Consider the following 16,443-nt stretch of genomic DNA (forward strand, 5'->3'; position numbering starts at 1 on the left):
TCCAATTTATCTTTCGAATATCAACTATATATTTCAGTGATATCTCTTCCTGGCAGCCGCGTCGCGGCTGCCAGCGTTACCGCGTTAGCCCGGATTGCAGGCGATCTGCACGGTGGTCACGTTCGCTTCGCCCATCACGCCGACGCCAGTGTTGGGCGCCACGCTGCATTTCAAGCCGGTTGGCTGGGTAAATACGCTGATGCCATACTTGTCGCCATCGGCAACACGCGATGCCAGGGTGAAGGTCGTGCTGCCCTTGGCCACCGTGGTTTGCGCATTGCCGTTGATCAAGACCAGGCCGTCGGCTGTCAGGCCAGTCACCGTGCCGCCAACCGTGTAGCTATTTTGCGTGCACACGACCGCTGCCTGGATGCTCAGGTAATGACCGGCCGAACCGGTCCCGCCACTGATGGCGCAAGTCATGTGGGCTGGCTGGGTCTGCACGGTGATGTTGTAGTCGGTGCCATAGTCGATGCGCTTGGCAAAGGTAAACGAGGTCTGGCCCGATTTAATCGGAAGATTGACGCCGCCGTTGGCCAGGACCAGGCCGTCGGTGTTCAAGTTGCTGATGGTGCCACTGACATCATACGAGGCCTTGCCGCCGCAAGCAGCCAGTCCTAGGGTCAACAGCAGCGCGGCGAGTGGGCGCAGGCAGGATAACTTCATGTATTTCTCCAATATAGTGGTGACGAATCGCGTGGCTTACTGCGCCGTGCAGTTCAGTGTGGCGCCGGTCGTGGCGGCTGAGCCCATGGTGCCGACGACATCGCGGCCGTTGGCGCTGGCAGAGCCCACGAAACTGCACGTCTGGCCCGCTGGATACGTCGCTATGGAAATATTGTAGGCGATGCCGTCATTGACAGCGGGGAACGTATAGCTCGTGCTGCCTTTCAGCGGGCTGGTGCTGGCGTTGCCAATGGCCAAGGTCAAGCCGTCGGCGGTCAGGCCCGTGATCGTGCCGCTCAGCGGGTAGGTATTGGTCGTGCAAGTCACCAGGGCAGTGGTCACGGTATAGCTCGATGCCTTGCCTGCGCCATTGGTAATCGTGCACACGGCGCCTTTGGGCTGTTGTGCGATGCTGATGTCGTAGCGGTCATCGGTGTTGACCAGCTTGGTGAAAACAAACGAGGTCTGGCCTGCGGAGACCGGCAAGCGTTCGCCGTCATTGAGGAGAATCAGGCCGTCTTTTGCCAGATTGGACACTTGGCCACTCAGATACAGGTTGCCGCCGCTGCCGCCGCAGGCTGCCAATGTGACGGCGCAAGCCGCCGCCAGCATCGAGCGCAGGTACAAATTTTTCATACATTCTCCAAAACGAATTAGGTTGGGTAGCGCAACGCGGACGCTGGCGCCGCATTGGAATGGCGCCTATTTTAGTCTATCTGGCAAGCCGAATGATCTTGCCTTGTATCACCCTGTAACAATTTTTCGCCGGGAAGCGCTGGCCCGGCCCCATTTCACGGGGGCGCAGCGATGCCGGTGGCAGCGATCGGTGCGACAATAGATGCAGGCTGCGCACTGTGGCGCGGCATCCACCGTGAATCCCATGTCCCTTGCCCCTGTAAAACCTGCCGTGCCGCCCAAGGCCATCCTGTTCGACCTCGACGATACTCTGTGGCCCATCGCGCCCGTGATTGCCGCTGCCGAATCCCTGCTGCACGACTGGCTGGCCACGCATGCGCCCAAGGTGGCGCAGCAGTTTTCCATCGAGGTGCTGCGCCAGCACCGCCTGGCCATGCTCAATGAACAACCGCATTTTCATGGCAACCTGATCGAGTTGCGCCGCGCGGGCTTGCTGACCGCCTTCGAGGCCGCCGGCGAGGATCCGGCCCTGGTCGATGGCGCCATCGCGCAGTTCCTGGCGGCGCGCCATCGCGTCCAGCCGTATGACGATGTCTTGCCTGGCCTGGGCTGGATGGGCCAGCGCATGCTGGTCGGTTCCATTTCGAATGGCAATGCGGACCTTGAAATTATCGGCCTGGCGCAGCATTTTAAAGTGTCGATTGCCGCCAGCGATTTCGGTGTGGCCAAGCCCGACGCCAGCATTTTCCTGGCCGGTTGCGCCGCGCTGGGCGTGGCGCCCCATGAGGCCGTGTATGTCGGCGACGATCTGTATTTCGATGTGACGGGAGCGCAAGGGGCGGGCATGCGTGCCGTGTGGATGAACCGCAAGGGCAGCGATGCCCACCTGGCCGCCGGCGTGCAGCCCGACGCCATCTGCGCCAACTTTGATGAATTGCTGCTGTGGCTGCAGGGGCAACTGGAAGATTGATCGCCGCCGGACGGGCGAACGTGCATAATAGGCGCTGTTGATGCACGTTCGGCCGCTTTCGTTGCCGCTTGCTTAACAAAACACTTGCTTAAATAAAACACCATGCAACTCGATACACGTGCCCAAACACTGCTGAAAGCCCTGGTCGAGCGATATATCGCCGACGGCCTGCCGGTCGGTTCGCGCGCCTTGTCGAAAATTTCCGGCCTCGACCTGTCGCCAGCCACGATCCGCAACATCATGGCCGATCTGGAAGAGCTCGGTTATGTGTCCAGTCCGCATACCTCGGCCGGACGCATTCCCACGCCGCGCGGCTACCGCATCTTTGTCGACACCTTGCTGACCGTCCGGCATCTGGACGAGCATCTGGTGGAGTCGCGCATGCGCCTGCAGACGCCGCAGCCGCAAAAAACCATCGCCAACGCGGCGCAGATGCTGTCGTCGCTGTCGCAGTTTGCCGGCGTCGTGCTCAGCCCGCGCCGCGAATCCGTGTTCCAGCAAATCGAATTCCTGCGCCTGTCCGAAAAACGCATCCTGCTCGTCATCGTCGCGCCCGGCGGCGACGTGCAGAACCGCCTGCTGTTGACGGAGGCCGACTATACGCCGGCGCAACTGGTGCAATCGGCCAATTACATCAACCAAAATTATGGCGGCCTGTCATTCGACGCCGTGCGCGTGCGCCTGCAGGGCGAGCTGCGCCAGTTGCGCGACGACATGGGCAGCCTGATGCAGGCCGCCGTGGAGGCGGGCAGCGAAGCGATGGCCGACCATAGCGACGACATGGTGATTTCCGGCGAGCGCAACTTGCTCAGCGTGAGCGATCTGTCATCGAATATGCATTCGCTGCGCCAGATGTTCGACATGTTCGAGCAAAAAACGGGCTTGATGCAGCTGCTCGACGTGTCGAGCAAGGCGACGGGCGTGCAGATTTTCATCGGCGGCGAATCGAACCTGGTGCCGATGGATGAAATGAGCGTGGTGACGGCGCCGTATGAAGTCAACGGCAAGATCGTGGGAACGTTGGGAGTGATCGGACCGACGCGCATGGCTTACGAGCGCGTCATCCCGATTGTCGATATCACGGCCAAGTTGCTGTCAAGCGCGCTCAGCCATCATTGATCGTACTGCCTGATGCGCCAGCCGCTCCATGGGCGCGGCCGGAACGAATCAGGCGGTTTTGTGCGGGCAAGCCGTCTTGGTGCAGTTGCCGTAGATGGCCAGCGCGTGTTCGGCGATCTTGAAGCCGCGCTCTTCGGCCACTTTTTGCTGGCGGATTTCGATTTCTTCGTCAAAGAATTCTTCAACCCGGCCACAGTCGAGGCACACCAGGTGGTCGTGGTGGGAGCCTTCGTTGAGTTCGAAAATCGCCTTGCCGGTTTCAAAATGGTTGCGGTTGAGCAAGCCTGCCTGTTCGAATTGGGTCAGGACGCGGTAGACAGTTGCCAAACCGACATCCATATTGTCGGCCAGCAGAATCTTGTAGACGTCTTCCGCCGTCAGGTGGCGTACCGGGCTACTCTGGAAGATATCGAGTATCTTCAGCCGTGGCAGGGTGGCTTTCAGGCCGCTTGCCTTGAGATCACTAGGATTGTTACTCATGTTTGTTGCTCGTATGTGGGTCAGGTGCTTTATCATATAGCGTTTTAGCGGGGAGTGCCAAAATATGCATTTTTTGGCAGGCCGGCCACTCCTGGCGTTTTGTTCATCAAATTGAGGTCATTTATGCGCGTAACACCGGCTGTATTGCCATCTCTCTGGCACCGTATTTCATTCCGAGCACCAGTCGTGGCAGGCATGGTCTGTGTCGCGCTGGCCATGTCCGGCTGCGCCAGCCGTGGCATCCTTGGCGAAAAGCCGGCAGCTGCTCAAAAGGAAGGCAAGGAACTGGTCCCCGAACAGGGCGCACAAACGACCACCATTACGCCGCTGCAAAAATTCATGTGGTTTTTCTCGCCGTATCGTCCTGACATTCAACAAGGCAACTTTGTCTCCGAAGAGATGCTGGCCCAGTTGAAAGTGGGCATGACGCGCGACCAGGTGCGCTTCGTCCTCGGTACCTCGCTGCTGACCGATATCTTCCATGCCGACCGCTGGGATTACCCATTCCGCCTGGCCCGGGGCAGTGGCGAAACCACCAGCAGCCGCGTGGTCGTGTACTTCGGCAAGGATGGTAAAGTGGAACGTTTCGAAGGCGGTAACTTGCCGACGGAGAAAGAATACATCGACCGTATCGCCGGTCCGTCGCCGTTCGCCAAGGTCGCCAAGGCCGACGTGCCTGCCGCCGCCGTGCCATTGCCGGTGGCGCCAAGCGCCGTGCCGGTGCCGGCCGATGCCGCCCCTGCCATTCCTGTGAGCAAGCCTGACGTTGCACCCGCACCCGCAACGGCGCCTGCCGCCGAGCCTGCACCTGCACCTGCACCTGCTGCCGAACCCACCAAATAAGCTGTTGTAAGAGAATAAAATGACTGAACTGAAAATTGCCATCGCTGGCGCCAGCGGCCGCATGGGCCATATCCTGATCGAAGCGGTCAGCAACGCGCCCGACGCCGTGCTCGCTGGCGCTCTCGACCGCGCCGGTTCGCCGTCCGTCGGCCAGGATGCGGCCGCTTTCCTCGGCAAGCCTGCCGGCGTGCTGATCGAGTCCGACCTGGCCACCGGCCTGGCCGGCGCCGATTACCTGATCGACTTCACGCGCCCTGAAGGCACTTTGCAGCACCTGGCGTATTGCGCCGAGCACGGCGTCAAGATGATCATCGGCACCACCGGTTTCGATGACGCTGGCAAGGCCGCCATTGCCGCCGCCGCTGAAAAGACGGCCATCATGTTCGCGCCGAACATGAGCGTGGGCGTGAACGTCACCATGAAGCTGCTGGAACTGGCCGCGAAAAGCCTGTCCGAAGGCTACGATATCGAGATCATCGAAGCGCATCACCGCTTCAAGGTCGATGCGCCGTCGGGCACGGCCCTGCAAATGGGTGAAGTGGTGGCCGGCGCCCTGGGCCGCGACTTGAAGGAATGCGCCGTGTACGGCCGCGAAGGCGTGACGGGCGAACGCGACTCGTCAACCATCGGCTTTGCCACCATCCGCGGCGGCGATATCGTCGGCGACCATACGGTGCTGTTTGCCGGCATCGGCGAGCGCATCGAGATCAGCCACAAGTCGAGCAGCCGCGTCACCTACGCCCACGGCGCACTGCGCGCCGCGCGTTTCCTGGCCGACAAACCGACCGGCCTGTTCGACATGCAGGATGTGCTGTCGCTGAAGAACTGAGGAAGATATGGCCACTGCCATCCTGAATGGAAAAGACATCACCGATGAAGCAAGCTTTCACGCGCAATGCGTGCAAGCCTTCGGTTTCCCCGAGTTCTACGGCAACAGCATGGATGCCTGGGTCGATTGCCTCAGCTATTTGCGCGATGACGAAAACATGACGCAATTCCGTTTGAAGCCGAACGAAGTGCTGGAAATCGTTGTGCAGGATGCGGCAAGCATGAAGGCGCAAGTACCTGATTTACTGGAAGAAATCACCTTCTGTATCGCCGGCATCAATGAGCGCTATGACGATTATGGCGAAAAGCCGGCGTTGAAGCTGGTACTGAAGTAGGTCGGATTAGCGGCAGCGCCGCGTAATCCGACACATTGTTGGCTGTGCAAGTCGGATTACGCGCAAGCGCTAATCCGACCTACGTTCTTCCAATCAATCTTTACACCACCTTGCGCTCGCGCAAGCCGTCAATTTCCGCACTGTCCAACCCCAGCCACTGCTGCAGCACTTCCTGCGTATGCTGCCCCAGCAATGGCGGTGGCAAGCGGTATTGCACCGGCGAGCCGGACAGGCGCACGGGATTGGCCACCAGCGCCACCGTGCCCGCCGTCGGATGCGGCATTTCCACTTTCAAGCCACGCGCCACCACTTGCGGGTCGGCAAAGACTTGGTCGATGCGGTTGACGGGACCGCAGGGCACGGCTTGCGCCTCGAACGCGCTGATCCACTCGGCCGTCGTACGCATGACCGTGGTCTGGCGCATCAAGGGAATCAGGATCGCCCGGTGCGCCACGCGCTGCGGATTGGTGGCGAAGCGTTCATCCTGCGCCCATTCCGGGTGGCCGGCGACGGCGCAAAAGCGCGAAAACTGCCCATCGTTGCCGATCGCCAGAATCATGTCGCCATCGGCCGTGGGAAAGTCCTGGTAAGGCACGATGTTCGGGTGCGCATTGCCCATGCGCTGCGGCACTTTGCCGCCGCACAGGTAATTGGCCGCCTGGTTGCCCAGCGCCGCCACTTGCACGTCGAGCAAGGCCAGGTCGATATGCTGGCCCAGGCCCGAGCGTTCCCGTTCGGCCAGCGCCGCCTGCACGGCGATGGTGGCGTACAGGCCCGTCAGGATGTCCGTCTGCGCCACGCCCACTTTTTGCGGGCCGGCGCCCGGCTGGCCATCGGGTACGCCCGTGATGCTCATCAAGCCGCCCATGCCCTGGATCAGGAAGTCATAGCCGGCGCGCGCCGCGTACGGCCCATCCTGGCCGAAGCCCGTGATGGAGCAGTAGACGAGGCGCGGATTGAGCGCCAGCAAGCTGGCCGCGTCGAGGCCATATTGCTTCAATCCATCCAGCTTGAAATTTTCCAGCAGCACGTCCGATTCGGCAGCCAGCTTGCGCACCAGCGCTTGCCCTTCGGGGGCGGCCAGGTCGATGCACAAGGAGCGCTTGTTGCGGTTGGCGCACTGGAAATAGGCGGCCTCGGCCGTGTCGCGGCCATCTTCATCCTTCAGATACGGTGGACCCCAGGAGCGCGTGTCGTCGCCGCGGCCCGGCTGTTCAACCTTGACGACGTCGGCGCCCAGGTCGGCCAGCATTTGCCCGGCCCACGGGCCGGCCAGCACGCGCGACAGGTCGAGCACGCGCAAGCCGGTCAGCGGCGCGGGCCGCAAGGTGGAAGCCAAGGCGTCCATTAGTTGAAGGCGGCGATGCCGGTGATGGCGCGGCCGATGATCAGCGCGTGCACATCGTGCGTGCCTTCATAGGTGTTGACCACTTCCAGGTTGACCAGGTGGCGGATGACGCCGAACTCGTCGGAAATGCCGTTGCCACCCATCATGTCGCGCGCCACTCTGGCAATATCGAGCGCCTTGCCGCAGCTGTTGCGTTTCATGATAGAGGTGATTTCCACGGCCGGCGAGCCTTCATCCTTCATGCGGCCCAGGCGCAAGCAGCCTTGCAAGCCCATGGTGATTTCCGTCAGCATGTCGGCCAGTTTCTTTTGCACCAGCTGGTTCGCTGCCAATGGGCGGCCGAATTGCTGGCGGTCCATCGTGTACTGGCGTGCCTTCAGATAGCAGTCCTCGGCCGCGCCCAGCGCGCCCCAGGCAATGCCGTAGCGGGCGCTGTTCAGGCAAGTGAACGGGCCTTTCAGGCCGCGCACGTCGGGGAAGGCGTTTTCTTCAGGGCAGAACACTTCATCCATGACGATTTCGCCGGTGATGCTGGTGCGCAAGCCGACCTTGCCGTGGATTTCCGGCGCCGACAAGCCTTTCCAGCCTTTTTCCAGCACGAAGCCGCGGATCGCGCCTTCATCGTCCTTGGCCCAGACGACGAACACGTCGGCGATCGGGCTGTTGGTGATCCACATCTTTGCGCCCGACAGGCTGTAGCCGCCCGGCACTTTACGGGCGCGCGTGACCATGCTGCCAGGGTCGGAGCCGTGGTTCGGTTCCGTCAGGCCGAAGCAACCGATGTATTCGCCCGTCGCCAGTTTCGGCAGGTATTTCTGTTTGGTTTCTTCGTTGCCGAAGGCATTGATCGGCACCATCACCAAGGACGATTGCACGCTCATCATCGAACGGTAGCCCGAATCGACGCGCTCGACTTCGCGTGCGGCCAGGCCGTAGCAAACATAGTTCAGGCCGGCGCCGCCGTATTCTTCGGGAATGGTGGTGCCCAGCAAGCCCAGCTCGCCCATTTCGCGGAAGATGGCCGCATCCGTGCGGCCATGGCGGAACGATTCGAGTACGCGTGGCACCAGGCTGCCCTGGCAATAGTCGCGGGCCGCTTCCAGCACGGCGCGTTCATCGCCCGTCAGTTGTTCTTCCAGCAGCAGGGGGGAATTCCAGTCGAATACGGTTTTGCTCATCACAGGCCTCGCAGGTGAGCGCCGGTGACCGGCGCAAGATTGAATATGGCTCATGGTAGGTTTTTGCCTAGCCTTGCGCAAACGATTTTTTCGCACCCAGACATGCGTTCTGCGCATATCTTGCGGCATACTAGGAGCCTTTCACCGGCCGGATAACTCCATGTCACGCAAAATCCCCATGCTGCAAGCCCTGAACTGCTTCGAGGCGGCGGCGCGGCACCAGAGCTACACGCATGCGGCGCGCGAACTGTCGCTGACGCAAAGTGCCGTGTCGCGCCAGATATCCTCCCTGGAAAGCTTTCTTGGCGTGCAACTGTTCCAGCGCACGCGCCATGGCGTGCTGCTGACCAGCGCCGGCGCCGCGTATGCGCGGCAGATCGCGGCCCGCCTCGATGGCCTCGAGCGCGACACGCTCGACACCATGGCGCGCCAGGGTGGTGGCGGCGCCTTGCAGCTGGCCTCGGTCCCCACGTTTGCCACGCGCTGGCTGATGCCGCGGCTGGCTTCACTGGCGGGCTTGCACCCGGACATCGTCGTGCACATCGATGCCTATACGAAACCGTTCATGTTTGCCGATACGGAATACGATGGCGCCCTGTACGCGGGCACGCCCGAGCAGCTGGCGCGCTGGCCCGGCACGCGCGCCACCTTGCTCATGCATGAAGAAATCGTGCCCGTCGCCAGCCCACGCCTGCTGGCCGCGCGCAGCGCCTGGCAGCCGCAGGATTTATTGGAATTGACCTTGTTGCAGCAAAGTACGCGCCCGGGCGCCTGGCGCCAGTGGTTTGACGCCATGCAGGTCGATGGGGAACTGGCGCGCTACGGCGCCCGCTATGAGCTGTTTTCCATGCTGGCCATGGCGGCCGTGCAGGGGCAGGGCGTGGTCTTGCTGCCACGCATGCTGGTCGAAGCGGAACTGGCGCGCGGCGAGCTGCGCATCGCATGCGAGCGCCCACTGCGCGGCCAGCGCGCGTATTACCTGATCACGCCCGAGGCGGCGCATGAAAAACTGGCCTTGCAGCAGTTCCGGCGATGGCTGCAGGACGAGGCGGCTTAGGCGACCTTGGCCGTGTCGAAATGGGGATTGTCGATCAGGCCGATCTGGTTGCCGAACGGGTCGAGCAATTCCACCGTGCGGATGCCGTCGCCCACGTCCGTGAGCGGGTGGTGCAGGCTGCCGCCCAGTGCCACGATGCGTTCGACCTCTGCCTCGATGCCGTCCACGCCCCAGTACGTCACGCTGCCCTGCGTGCCAGGCTGGCCGTCCGGCAGCAAGCCCAGCTCGAAGCCGCCGATGGCAAAGCCAACATAGAACGGCTGGTCGAAATACGGCGCCGTGCCGAATACCTGGCTGTACCAGGCCTTGGCCTTGTCCAGGTCGGGGACGGGATAGGTGACGGTGCGTAAACCCTTGATCATGTTCTGCTCCTGATGAATGAAGAATACGGTCATCATGCCACCGGCGCGCGGCGCGTGATTGTAAAAATGGAAGGTATTCAAGTGCGCCGGCCCGCCAGCCACGCTTCGGGCGAACTACGGGCGAAATCCTGGAAGTCGTGGATCAGGTGCGACTGGTCGAAATAGCCATATTGCAAGGCCACTTGCGCCCAGTCCTGCTGGCCCGCCAGGCTTTGCATGCCCTGGCTGGCCGCGCGAAAGCGGCAGATGCGGGCAAACAGCTTCGGGCTGATGCCCACTTGCTGGCGAAATTGCAGCGCCAGGTGCTGGCGCGACACGCCCAGCTGCCGCGCCAGGCCATCCACGCGCACCTGACCCGATGCCGCCTCGATGGCCGCGATCGCGTGGTCGGCCGCGCCAGCCTGGCGCCGTGGCGGCGCGGTGCGCAAGCGCAGCAGCAAATATTCTTGCAAAATGGAAACTCGTTGCACGTTGCTCAAAGGCTCGCTCCATAGCGCGTCACCGAGGCGCGCCGCCAGCTCGCGGCCCCACAGCTGCTGCAATCCCGTGCGGCCATCGTTGAGTTCACACAAGGGCAGCTGGAAGAAGCGTGCCGCCGCGCCCGGTTTGAAGCGGGCCGCCACCGTCTGCACGAGGCCCTGGCTGACGACGGCAATGGGCGCCGTCATCATGCCGACGGCAAAGCTGGCGTCCTGCTGGTCCTGGCACAGGATGTCGATGCAATTGTCGGGCAAGACCTGGTGCGTGAAGGGCGTGGCGCCCGTCTGCACGCGGCACGTCCAGACGCACTCCAGCCAGGGCCGCAGGGCGGGGATGGGCGGATATTCCTGGTAGACGATCATGGCCGGCTTTGATGCAAAGAACAAGATTGCGTATATCTTACACAGCATAATTGTGCGCCGGCCAAAATATGCGCGCCCGGGCCGCCAGCGCGCCGCGCTATCGGGCGGCGACAACCAGTATAATGCTCGGTTCATATCCACTATTGGCCGCACATCATGCAAGATAAATATAGTCCCGCCGACGTCGAACAAGCCGCCCAATCGCACTGGAAGGCGATCGACGCCTATAAAGCCGTCGAACACGACCCGCGTTTCCCAAAAGGCAAGTATTTTGCCTGCTCGATGCTGCCTTACCCTTCGGGCAAGCTGCACATGGGTCACGTGCGCAACTATACGATCAATGACGTGATGTACCGCTACCTGCGCATGAACGGCTACAACGTGCTCATGCCGATGGGCTGGGATGCGTTCGGCATGCCGGCGGAAAACGCGGCCATGGCCAACAACGTGCCGCCCGCGCAATGGACGTACTCGAACATCGCCCACATGAAGCAGCAGATGGAATCGATGGGCCTGGCCATCGACTGGTCGCGCGAAATGACCGCCTGCAAGCCCGAATACTACAAATGGAACCAGTGGATGTTCCTCAAGATGCTGGAAAAAGGCATCATCTACAAGAAGACCGGTACCGTGAACTGGGATCCGATCGACCAGACCGTGCTTGCCAACGAACAAGTAGTCGATGGCAAGGGCTGGCGTTCTGGCGCGCTGATCGAAAAGCGCGAAATCCCCATGTACTACGCGCGTATCACCGATTACGCGGAAGAATTGCTGGCCTATGTGGATGACAAGCTGCCGGGCTGGCCCGAGCGCGTGCGCACCATGCAGACCAACTGGATCGGCAAGTCGACGGGCGTGCGCTTCGCCTTCCCGCACACAATCGCGGATGCCGAAGGCGCCCTGATCGGCGACGGCAAGCTGTATGTGTTTACCACGCGTCCTGACACCGTCATGGGCGTGACCTTCTGCGCCGTGGCCGCCGAGCACCCGCTGGCCATCCACGCCGCGCAAAGCAATCCTGCGCTGGCGGCCTTCAACGCCGAATGCAAGCTCGGTTCCGTGATCGAAGCGGACATGGCAACGATGGAGAAGAAGGGCATGCCGACCGGCCTGTTCGTCACCCATCCGTTGACGGGTGCGCAAGTGGAAGTCTGGGTCGGCAACTACGTCCTGATCACCTACGGCGATGGCGCCGTGATGGGCGTGCCGGCGCACGACGAACGCGATTTCGGCTTTGCCAAGAAATACAATCTGCCGATCAAGCAAGTGATCGAAGTCAAGGGCCAGGAATTTTCGACGGATGCCTGGCAGGAATCGTATGGCAGCAAGGACGGCGTCTGCGTCGCTTCCGGCAAATACGACGGCCTGCATTTCGCTTCCGCCGTCGATGCGGTGGCGGCCGACCTGGCCGAACTGGGCCTGGGCGAAAAGAAAACCACGTTCCGCCTGCGCGACTGGGGCATTTCGCGCCAGCGCTACTGGGGCACGCCGATCCCGATGATCCATTGCGCCGATTGCGGCGTGGTACCGGTGCCGGAAAAAGATCTGCCGGTAGTGCTGCCGGAAGACTGCGTGCCGGACGGCACGGGCAATCCGCTGAACAAATATGAAGCCTTTTTGCAGTGCGACTGCCCGCAGTGCGGCAAGCCGGCGCGCCGCGAGACGGACACCATGGATACCTTCGTCGATTCGTCGTGGTACTACATGCGCTATACCTCGCCAGGCTCGAACGACGCCATGGTCGACGCGCGCAACGATTACTGGATGCCGATGGACCAGTACATCGGCGGCATCGAACACGCCGTCATGCACTTGCTGTACGCGCGCTTCTGGACCAAGATCATGCGCGACTTCGGCCTGGTCAAGTTCGACGAGCCATTCGTCAACCTGCTGACGCAGGGCATGGTGCTCAACGAAACCTACTTCCGCAAGGACGCGGCGGGCAAGACCACCTGGTTCAACCCGGACGACGTGCGCCTGTCGCTTGATGACAAGGGCCGTCCGCAAAGCGCCGTCCTGGTGGCCGACGGCCAGCCGGTGGAAATCGGCGGCACGGAAAAAATGTCGAAGTCGAAGAACAACGGTATCGACCCGCAAGCGCAGATCGAGCAGTACGGCGCCGACACGGCCCGCCTGTTCACCATGTTCGCTTCGCCGCCGGAACAGACGCTGGAATGGTCGGGCAGCGGCGTCGAAGGCGCTAACCGCTTCCTGCGCCGCGTGTGGAACTTCGGTTACGCGCAGTCGGCCACGATCCAGGCCGCACTGGCTGGCGGTGCCGCACCGGCCACGGGCGACGCGCAGAAAAACCTGCGCCGCGAATTGCACAAGCTGCTGCAGCAAGCCGATTACGACTTGAAGCGCATCCAGTACAACACCGTGGTGTCGGCCTGCATGAAGATGCTCAATACGCTGGAATCGGCGAAGCTCGATGACAGCGCGCAGTCGAAGGCGCTGATCGCCGAAGGCTTCTCCATCTTCCTGCGCCTGCTTAACCCTGTCGCGCCGCACATCACCCACGTGCTGTGGCAGGAACTGGGCTACGCTGGCGTGCACGGCGATCTGCTCAACGTGGCATGGCCGCAGGTCGACCCGGCCGCATTGGAACAGTCCGAGATCGAGATGATGATCCAGGTGAACGGCAAGCTGCGTGGCTCGATCACGGTTGCCAAGGATGCGGACAAGGCCAGCATCGAAGCGGCCGCGCTGGCGTGCGAAAGTGTGCAGAAGTACGTCGAGACCACGCCGAAGAAGATCATCGTCGTGCCAGGCAAGTTAATCAGCATCGTGGTGTAATCATGACGACTTCCTCTCAAGTATCGCTGTTGGGCCGCCGCGCCGTGCTGGCGTTGGGCCTGACCGTTTTGCTGTCGGCCTGCGGCTTTCATTTGCGCGGTTCGAACGGCAGTTTCATGCTGCCGTTCGCGACGATGTACATCGGCTTGCCCGACTCGTCGCCGCTGGCGATCGGTCTGAAACGCTATATCCGCGCCATTGGCAGCACGGAGGTGGTCAATACCAAGGATGGCGCCGACGCCGTCCTCGAGGTGCTCACCGATCCGGAGAGGAATCGTACCAAGACCATTTTGTCCCTGAATACCAGCGGTCGCGTACAAGAGTACCAACTTGGCTATGCGATCAATTTCCGCGTATTGGACAAGGCCGGCAACCAGCTGCTGGCGCCGACGACCATCAGCCTGGTGCGTCCTATCACCTTCGACGACAGGCAGGTGCTGGCCAAGGAAACCGAGGAAGCGGCGCTGTACCGCGACATGCGCAACGACCTGGTGCAACAGATCATGCGCCGCCTGGCCGCCATCAAGCCGGTGCTGCCGGCCATGTCGGTGGCGCCAGTGGCGCCCGTGACGCCGGTCGCGCCGGCAGCCCCGCAGCAGTAACGGGGACGCCATGCAATTGCGGATAGACGCGCTCGATGGGCATGTGGCCAAGCCGCTGGCGCAGCTGTATGTGATCACCAGCGACGAACACCTGCTGGCGCTGGAAGCGGCCGACAAGATCCGCCGCGCGGCGCGCGCGCAAGGGTTTTCCGAGCGCGACGTGCTGACGGTGGAGCGCAGCTTCAAGTGGGGCGAACTGCTGGCGGCGAACCAGGAGCTGTCGCTGTTCGGCGATAAAAAACTGATCGAGCTGCGCATCCCCACCGGCAAGCCGGGCAAGGATGGCGGCGCGGCGCTGCAAAGCTACGCCAAAAACCTCAGTCCCGATAATCTGACCCTGATCACCTTGCCCAAGCTGGACTGGGCCACGCAGAAGGCGGCCTGGGTCGCCAGCCTGCAGCAGGCGGCCGTGTATATCGACATTCCGAATGTGGAACGGGCGCAGTTGCCGGCATGGATATCGCAGCGCCTGGCCGCGCAGGGGCAAAGCGCCGAACGGGCCAGCATCGACTTCATCGCCGAACGGGTGGAAGGCAACTTGCTGGCGGCGCACCAGGAAATCCAGAAACTGGGCTTGCTGCATGCCGCTGGCAAGCTGACGTACGAACAAGTGCAGGACGCGGTGCTGAACGTGGCCCGCTACGATGTCTTCAAGCTGTCCGAAGCCATGCTGGCCGGCGACCCGGCGCGCCTGGTGCGCATGCTCGAAGGCTTGAAAGGCGAGGGCGAGGCGCTGCCGCTGGTCTTGTGGGCCGTCTCCGAGGAAATCCGCACGCTGTTAAAATTGAAGGCCGGCATGGCGCAAGGGCGTCCATTGGGCGCGCTGCTGAAGGAGTACCGCATCTGGGGTCCGCGCGAGCGGATGATGGAACCGGCCCTGCGGCGCATTTCGCTGCCCGTGCTGGAAGCGGCGCTGCAGCAGGCGGCGCAGGTGGACAAGATGATCAAGGGCTTGCGCGCCAAGGGCTACGCGGGCGATGCCTGGGACGCCATGCTGCAGCTGGGCCTGAAGATCGCCCGAGGTTAACTTTTATGGATACGAGCATGGACATCACAGAATATATGCAGGACGTGGGCACGCGCGCGCGCGCCGCTTCGCGCGCCATGGCGCGTGCCGACAGCGCCACGCGCAACCACGCCTTGAGCCTGATCGCCGCCGCCATCGTGCGCGATGCCGATCTGCTGCGCGCGGCCAACCAGCGCGATCTCGATGCGGCCGCTGCCGCCGGCCTGGCGCCGGCCATGCTCGACCGCCTGACCCTGTCCGATGCGGCCATTGCCACCATGGTCGAAGGTTTGACGCAGATCGTGTCGCTGGCCGATCCGATCGGTGAAATCTCGAACATGAAATTCCGCCCGACAGGCATCCAGGTGGGCCAGATGCGCGTGCCGCTGGGCGTTATCGGCATCATCTATGAAGCGCGTCCGAACGTGACGGTGGACGCGGCCGGCCTGTGCATCAAGAGCGGCAACGCGACGATCTTGCGCGGCGGCTCGGAAGCGATCCACTGCAACCGCGCGCTGGCCAAGCTGGTGGCCGAAGGCCTGCAGGGAGCAGGCCTGCCGGCCGATGCCGTGCAAGTCATCGACACCACAGACCGTGCCGCCGTCGGCGCCCTGATCACCATGCCGCAGTACGTTGACGTCATCGTGCCGCGCGGCGGCAAAGGCCTGATCGCGCGCCTGATGGAAGAAGCTACGGTACCGATGATCAAGCACCTCGACGGCATCTGCCACGTCTACATCGACGCCAAGGCCGATATCAGGAAGGCGATCGATATCGGCTTCAACGCGAAATGCCACCGCTACGGCACCTGCAACACCATGGAAACCCTGTTGGTGTCGCGCGCCATCGCCGCCACCGTGCTGCCGCAACTGGCCGAACTGTACCTGACCAAGCAGGTGGAACTGCGCGCCGATCCGGAAAGCCATGCGATCCTGGCCGCCGCCGCTTATCCGCACCTGGTGCCTGCCACCGAGGAAGACTGGTCCACCGAATACCTGGCGGCCATCCTGTCGGTGAAGGTGGTCGACGGTATCGACGAGGCGATGGACCACATCAACCAGTATTCATCGAAGCACACGGAATCGATCATCACGGAAGACTACAGCGATGCGCTGCGCTTCCTGCGCGAAGTCGATTCCGCCTCGGTGATGGTGAACGCGTCGACGCGTTTCGCCGACGGTTTTGAGTATGGCCTGGGTGCCGAGATCGGCATCTCGAACGACAAGCTGCACGCGCGCGGTCCGGTGGGCCTGGAAGGCCTGACCTCGCTCAAGTACGTGGTATTCGGCCACGGCGAAGTCCGCAAGTAGTCTCCTCGCGGGCGGCCCACAAGGCGGCCCGTGCTCTGTTTCTCTCCACCTCCGACACTGGGAAC

The 16,443-nt window shown here is 62.3% G+C and carries 17 protein-coding genes; 10 read left to right on the forward strand and 7 right to left on the reverse strand.

The window, feature by feature from the left end:
- Positions 1 to 84: 84 nt before the first annotated feature.
- Entirely contained in the window at positions 85 to 666 is a 582-nt protein-coding gene (locus JAB6_RS11385) for a hypothetical protein (RefSeq protein ID WP_034745706.1), read from the reverse strand.
- 36 nt (positions 667 to 702) lie between these two features.
- Positions 703 to 1,302 (reverse strand): hypothetical protein, encoded by a 600-nt coding sequence (locus JAB6_RS11390; RefSeq protein WP_034745710.1) that lies wholly within the window; start codon positions 1,300 to 1,302, stop codon positions 703 to 705.
- Between the two features lie 244 nt (positions 1,303 to 1,546).
- Here JAB6_RS11390 and JAB6_RS11395 point away from each other — a divergent pair, with 244 nt between their 5' ends.
- Together JAB6_RS11395 and hrcA are read left to right on the forward strand one after the other, a co-directional pair.
- A complete protein-coding gene (locus JAB6_RS11395) occupies positions 1,547 to 2,272 on the forward strand; it encodes an HAD family hydrolase (protein ID WP_070302873.1) in 726 nt (241 codons plus the stop codon).
- Positions 2,273 to 2,374: 102 nt separating this feature from the next.
- Positions 2,375 to 3,391: a heat-inducible transcriptional repressor HrcA gene (gene hrcA, locus JAB6_RS11400; protein WP_034745713.1), complete on the forward strand. Its 1,017-nt coding sequence runs from the start codon at positions 2,375 to 2,377 to the stop codon at positions 3,389 to 3,391.
- A 48-nt stretch (positions 3,392 to 3,439) separates the two neighbouring features.
- Here hrcA and fur read toward each other — a convergent pair whose 3' ends face one another.
- Positions 3,440 to 3,871, reverse strand: a complete 432-nt coding sequence (gene fur, locus JAB6_RS11405; protein ID WP_034745717.1) for a ferric iron uptake transcriptional regulator — start codon at positions 3,869 to 3,871, stop codon at positions 3,440 to 3,442.
- Between the two features lie 195 nt (positions 3,872 to 4,066).
- Here fur and JAB6_RS11410 point away from each other — a divergent pair, with 195 nt between their 5' ends.
- From JAB6_RS11410 to JAB6_RS11420, 3 genes are read left to right on the forward strand one after another with little or no spacing between them, the layout of a single operon-like run.
- On the forward strand, positions 4,067 to 4,714 hold the full coding sequence (locus tag JAB6_RS11410; protein WP_254671598.1) for an outer membrane protein assembly factor BamE: 648 nt from the start codon (positions 4,067 to 4,069) through the stop codon (positions 4,712 to 4,714).
- Between the two features lie 19 nt (positions 4,715 to 4,733).
- Entirely contained in the window at positions 4,734 to 5,543 is an 810-nt protein-coding gene (dapB, locus tag JAB6_RS11415) for a 4-hydroxy-tetrahydrodipicolinate reductase (protein WP_070302874.1), read from the forward strand.
- Positions 5,544 to 5,550: 7 nt separating this feature from the next.
- Entirely contained in the window at positions 5,551 to 5,877 is a 327-nt protein-coding gene (locus tag JAB6_RS11420) for a barstar family protein (protein ID WP_034745723.1), read from the forward strand.
- 100 nt (positions 5,878 to 5,977) lie between these two features.
- Here JAB6_RS11420 and JAB6_RS11425 read toward each other — a convergent pair whose 3' ends face one another.
- Positions 5,978 to 7,225 (reverse strand): CaiB/BaiF CoA-transferase family protein, encoded by a 1,248-nt coding sequence (locus JAB6_RS11425; RefSeq protein ID WP_070302875.1) that lies wholly within the window; start codon positions 7,223 to 7,225, stop codon positions 5,978 to 5,980.
- A complete protein-coding gene (locus tag JAB6_RS11430; protein WP_034745726.1) occupies positions 7,225 to 8,403 on the reverse strand; it encodes an acyl-CoA dehydrogenase in 1,179 nt (392 codons plus the stop codon). Before JAB6_RS11430 ends, JAB6_RS11425 begins: the two co-directional genes overlap by 1 nt.
- A 160-nt stretch (positions 8,404 to 8,563) precedes the next feature.
- On the opposite strand from JAB6_RS11430, the gene JAB6_RS11435 reads away from it, so the two are divergent.
- Positions 8,564 to 9,460, forward strand: coding sequence for a LysR substrate-binding domain-containing protein (locus JAB6_RS11435; protein ID WP_034745730.1), 897 nt, complete (start codon positions 8,564 to 8,566; stop codon positions 9,458 to 9,460).
- Here JAB6_RS11435 and JAB6_RS11440 read toward each other — a convergent pair.
- Both JAB6_RS11440 and JAB6_RS11445 read right to left on the reverse strand, forming a co-directional pair.
- On the reverse strand, positions 9,457 to 9,822 hold the full coding sequence (locus JAB6_RS11440; protein WP_070303028.1) for a VOC family protein: 366 nt from the start codon (positions 9,820 to 9,822) through the stop codon (positions 9,457 to 9,459). The two genes, JAB6_RS11435 and JAB6_RS11440, sit on opposite strands and share 4 nt — an antisense overlap.
- A gap of 77 nt (positions 9,823 to 9,899) precedes the next feature.
- Positions 9,900 to 10,688: a helix-turn-helix domain-containing protein gene (locus JAB6_RS11445; protein WP_254671591.1), complete on the reverse strand. Its 789-nt coding sequence runs from the start codon at positions 10,686 to 10,688 to the stop codon at positions 9,900 to 9,902.
- Positions 10,689 to 10,820: 132 nt separating this feature from the next.
- Between JAB6_RS11445 and leuS the strand changes: the two genes are divergently transcribed.
- From leuS to JAB6_RS11465, 4 genes are read left to right on the forward strand one after another with little or no spacing between them, the layout of a single operon-like run.
- Positions 10,821 to 13,460, forward strand: a complete 2,640-nt coding sequence (leuS, locus tag JAB6_RS11450; protein WP_034745733.1) for a leucine--tRNA ligase — start codon at positions 10,821 to 10,823, stop codon at positions 13,458 to 13,460.
- Positions 13,461 to 13,462: 2 nt separating this feature from the next.
- Positions 13,463 to 14,062, forward strand: a complete 600-nt coding sequence (gene lptE / locus JAB6_RS11455) for an LPS assembly lipoprotein LptE (protein WP_046684470.1) — start codon at positions 13,463 to 13,465, stop codon at positions 14,060 to 14,062.
- Positions 14,063 to 14,072: 10 nt separating this feature from the next.
- Entirely contained in the window at positions 14,073 to 15,089 is a 1,017-nt protein-coding gene (gene holA, locus JAB6_RS11460; protein WP_034745739.1) for a DNA polymerase III subunit delta, read from the forward strand.
- Positions 15,090 to 15,106: 17 nt separating this feature from the next.
- The gene (locus JAB6_RS11465; protein ID WP_070302876.1) at positions 15,107 to 16,378 is read left to right on the forward strand and encodes a glutamate-5-semialdehyde dehydrogenase; all 1,272 of its coding nucleotides are present in this window, start codon (positions 15,107 to 15,109) and stop codon (positions 16,376 to 16,378) included.
- Positions 16,379 to 16,443: the final 65 nt, after the last annotated feature.

Source organism: Janthinobacterium sp. HH104, assembly GCF_001758715.1.
GTDB lineage: Bacteria > Pseudomonadota > Gammaproteobacteria > Burkholderiales > Burkholderiaceae_D > Janthinobacterium > Janthinobacterium aestuarii.

Bases quoted from the DNA above. Each gene is read 5' to 3' on its own strand.
- JAB6_RS11385 (WP_034745706.1), bottom strand. From the start codon at position 666: ATGAAGTTATCCTGCCTGCGCCCACTCGCCGCGCTGCTGTTGACCCTA.
- leuS (WP_034745733.1), top strand. From the start codon at position 10,821: ATGCAAGATAAATATAGTCCCGCCGACGTCGAACAAGCCGCCCAATCG.
- lptE (WP_046684470.1), top strand. From the start codon at position 13,463: ATGACGACTTCCTCTCAAGTATCGCTGTTGGGCCGCCGCGCCGTGCTG.
- JAB6_RS11390 (WP_034745710.1), bottom strand. From the start codon at position 1,302: ATGAAAAATTTGTACCTGCGCTCGATGCTGGCGGCGGCTTGCGCCGTC.
- JAB6_RS11425 (WP_070302875.1), bottom strand. From the start codon at position 7,225: ATGGACGCCTTGGCTTCCACCTTGCGGCCCGCGCCGCTGACCGGCTTG.
- JAB6_RS11435 (WP_034745730.1), top strand. From the start codon at position 8,564: ATGTCACGCAAAATCCCCATGCTGCAAGCCCTGAACTGCTTCGAGGCG.
- JAB6_RS11420 (WP_034745723.1), top strand. From the start codon at position 5,551: ATGGCCACTGCCATCCTGAATGGAAAAGACATCACCGATGAAGCAAGC.
- hrcA (WP_034745713.1), top strand. From the start codon at position 2,375: ATGCAACTCGATACACGTGCCCAAACACTGCTGAAAGCCCTGGTCGAG.
- JAB6_RS11395 (WP_070302873.1), top strand. From the start codon at position 1,547: ATGTCCCTTGCCCCTGTAAAACCTGCCGTGCCGCCCAAGGCCATCCTG.
- dapB (WP_070302874.1), top strand. From the start codon at position 4,734: ATGACTGAACTGAAAATTGCCATCGCTGGCGCCAGCGGCCGCATGGGC.
- JAB6_RS11465 (WP_070302876.1), top strand. From the start codon at position 15,107: ATGGACATCACAGAATATATGCAGGACGTGGGCACGCGCGCGCGCGCC.
- fur (WP_034745717.1), bottom strand. From the start codon at position 3,871: ATGAGTAACAATCCTAGTGATCTCAAGGCAAGCGGCCTGAAAGCCACC.
- JAB6_RS11440 (WP_070303028.1), bottom strand. From the start codon at position 9,822: ATGATCAAGGGTTTACGCACCGTCACCTATCCCGTCCCCGACCTGGAC.
- JAB6_RS11430 (WP_034745726.1), bottom strand. From the start codon at position 8,403: ATGAGCAAAACCGTATTCGACTGGAATTCCCCCCTGCTGCTGGAAGAA.
- holA (WP_034745739.1), top strand. From the start codon at position 14,073: ATGCAATTGCGGATAGACGCGCTCGATGGGCATGTGGCCAAGCCGCTG.
- JAB6_RS11410 (WP_254671598.1), top strand. From the start codon at position 4,067: ATGGTCTGTGTCGCGCTGGCCATGTCCGGCTGCGCCAGCCGTGGCATC.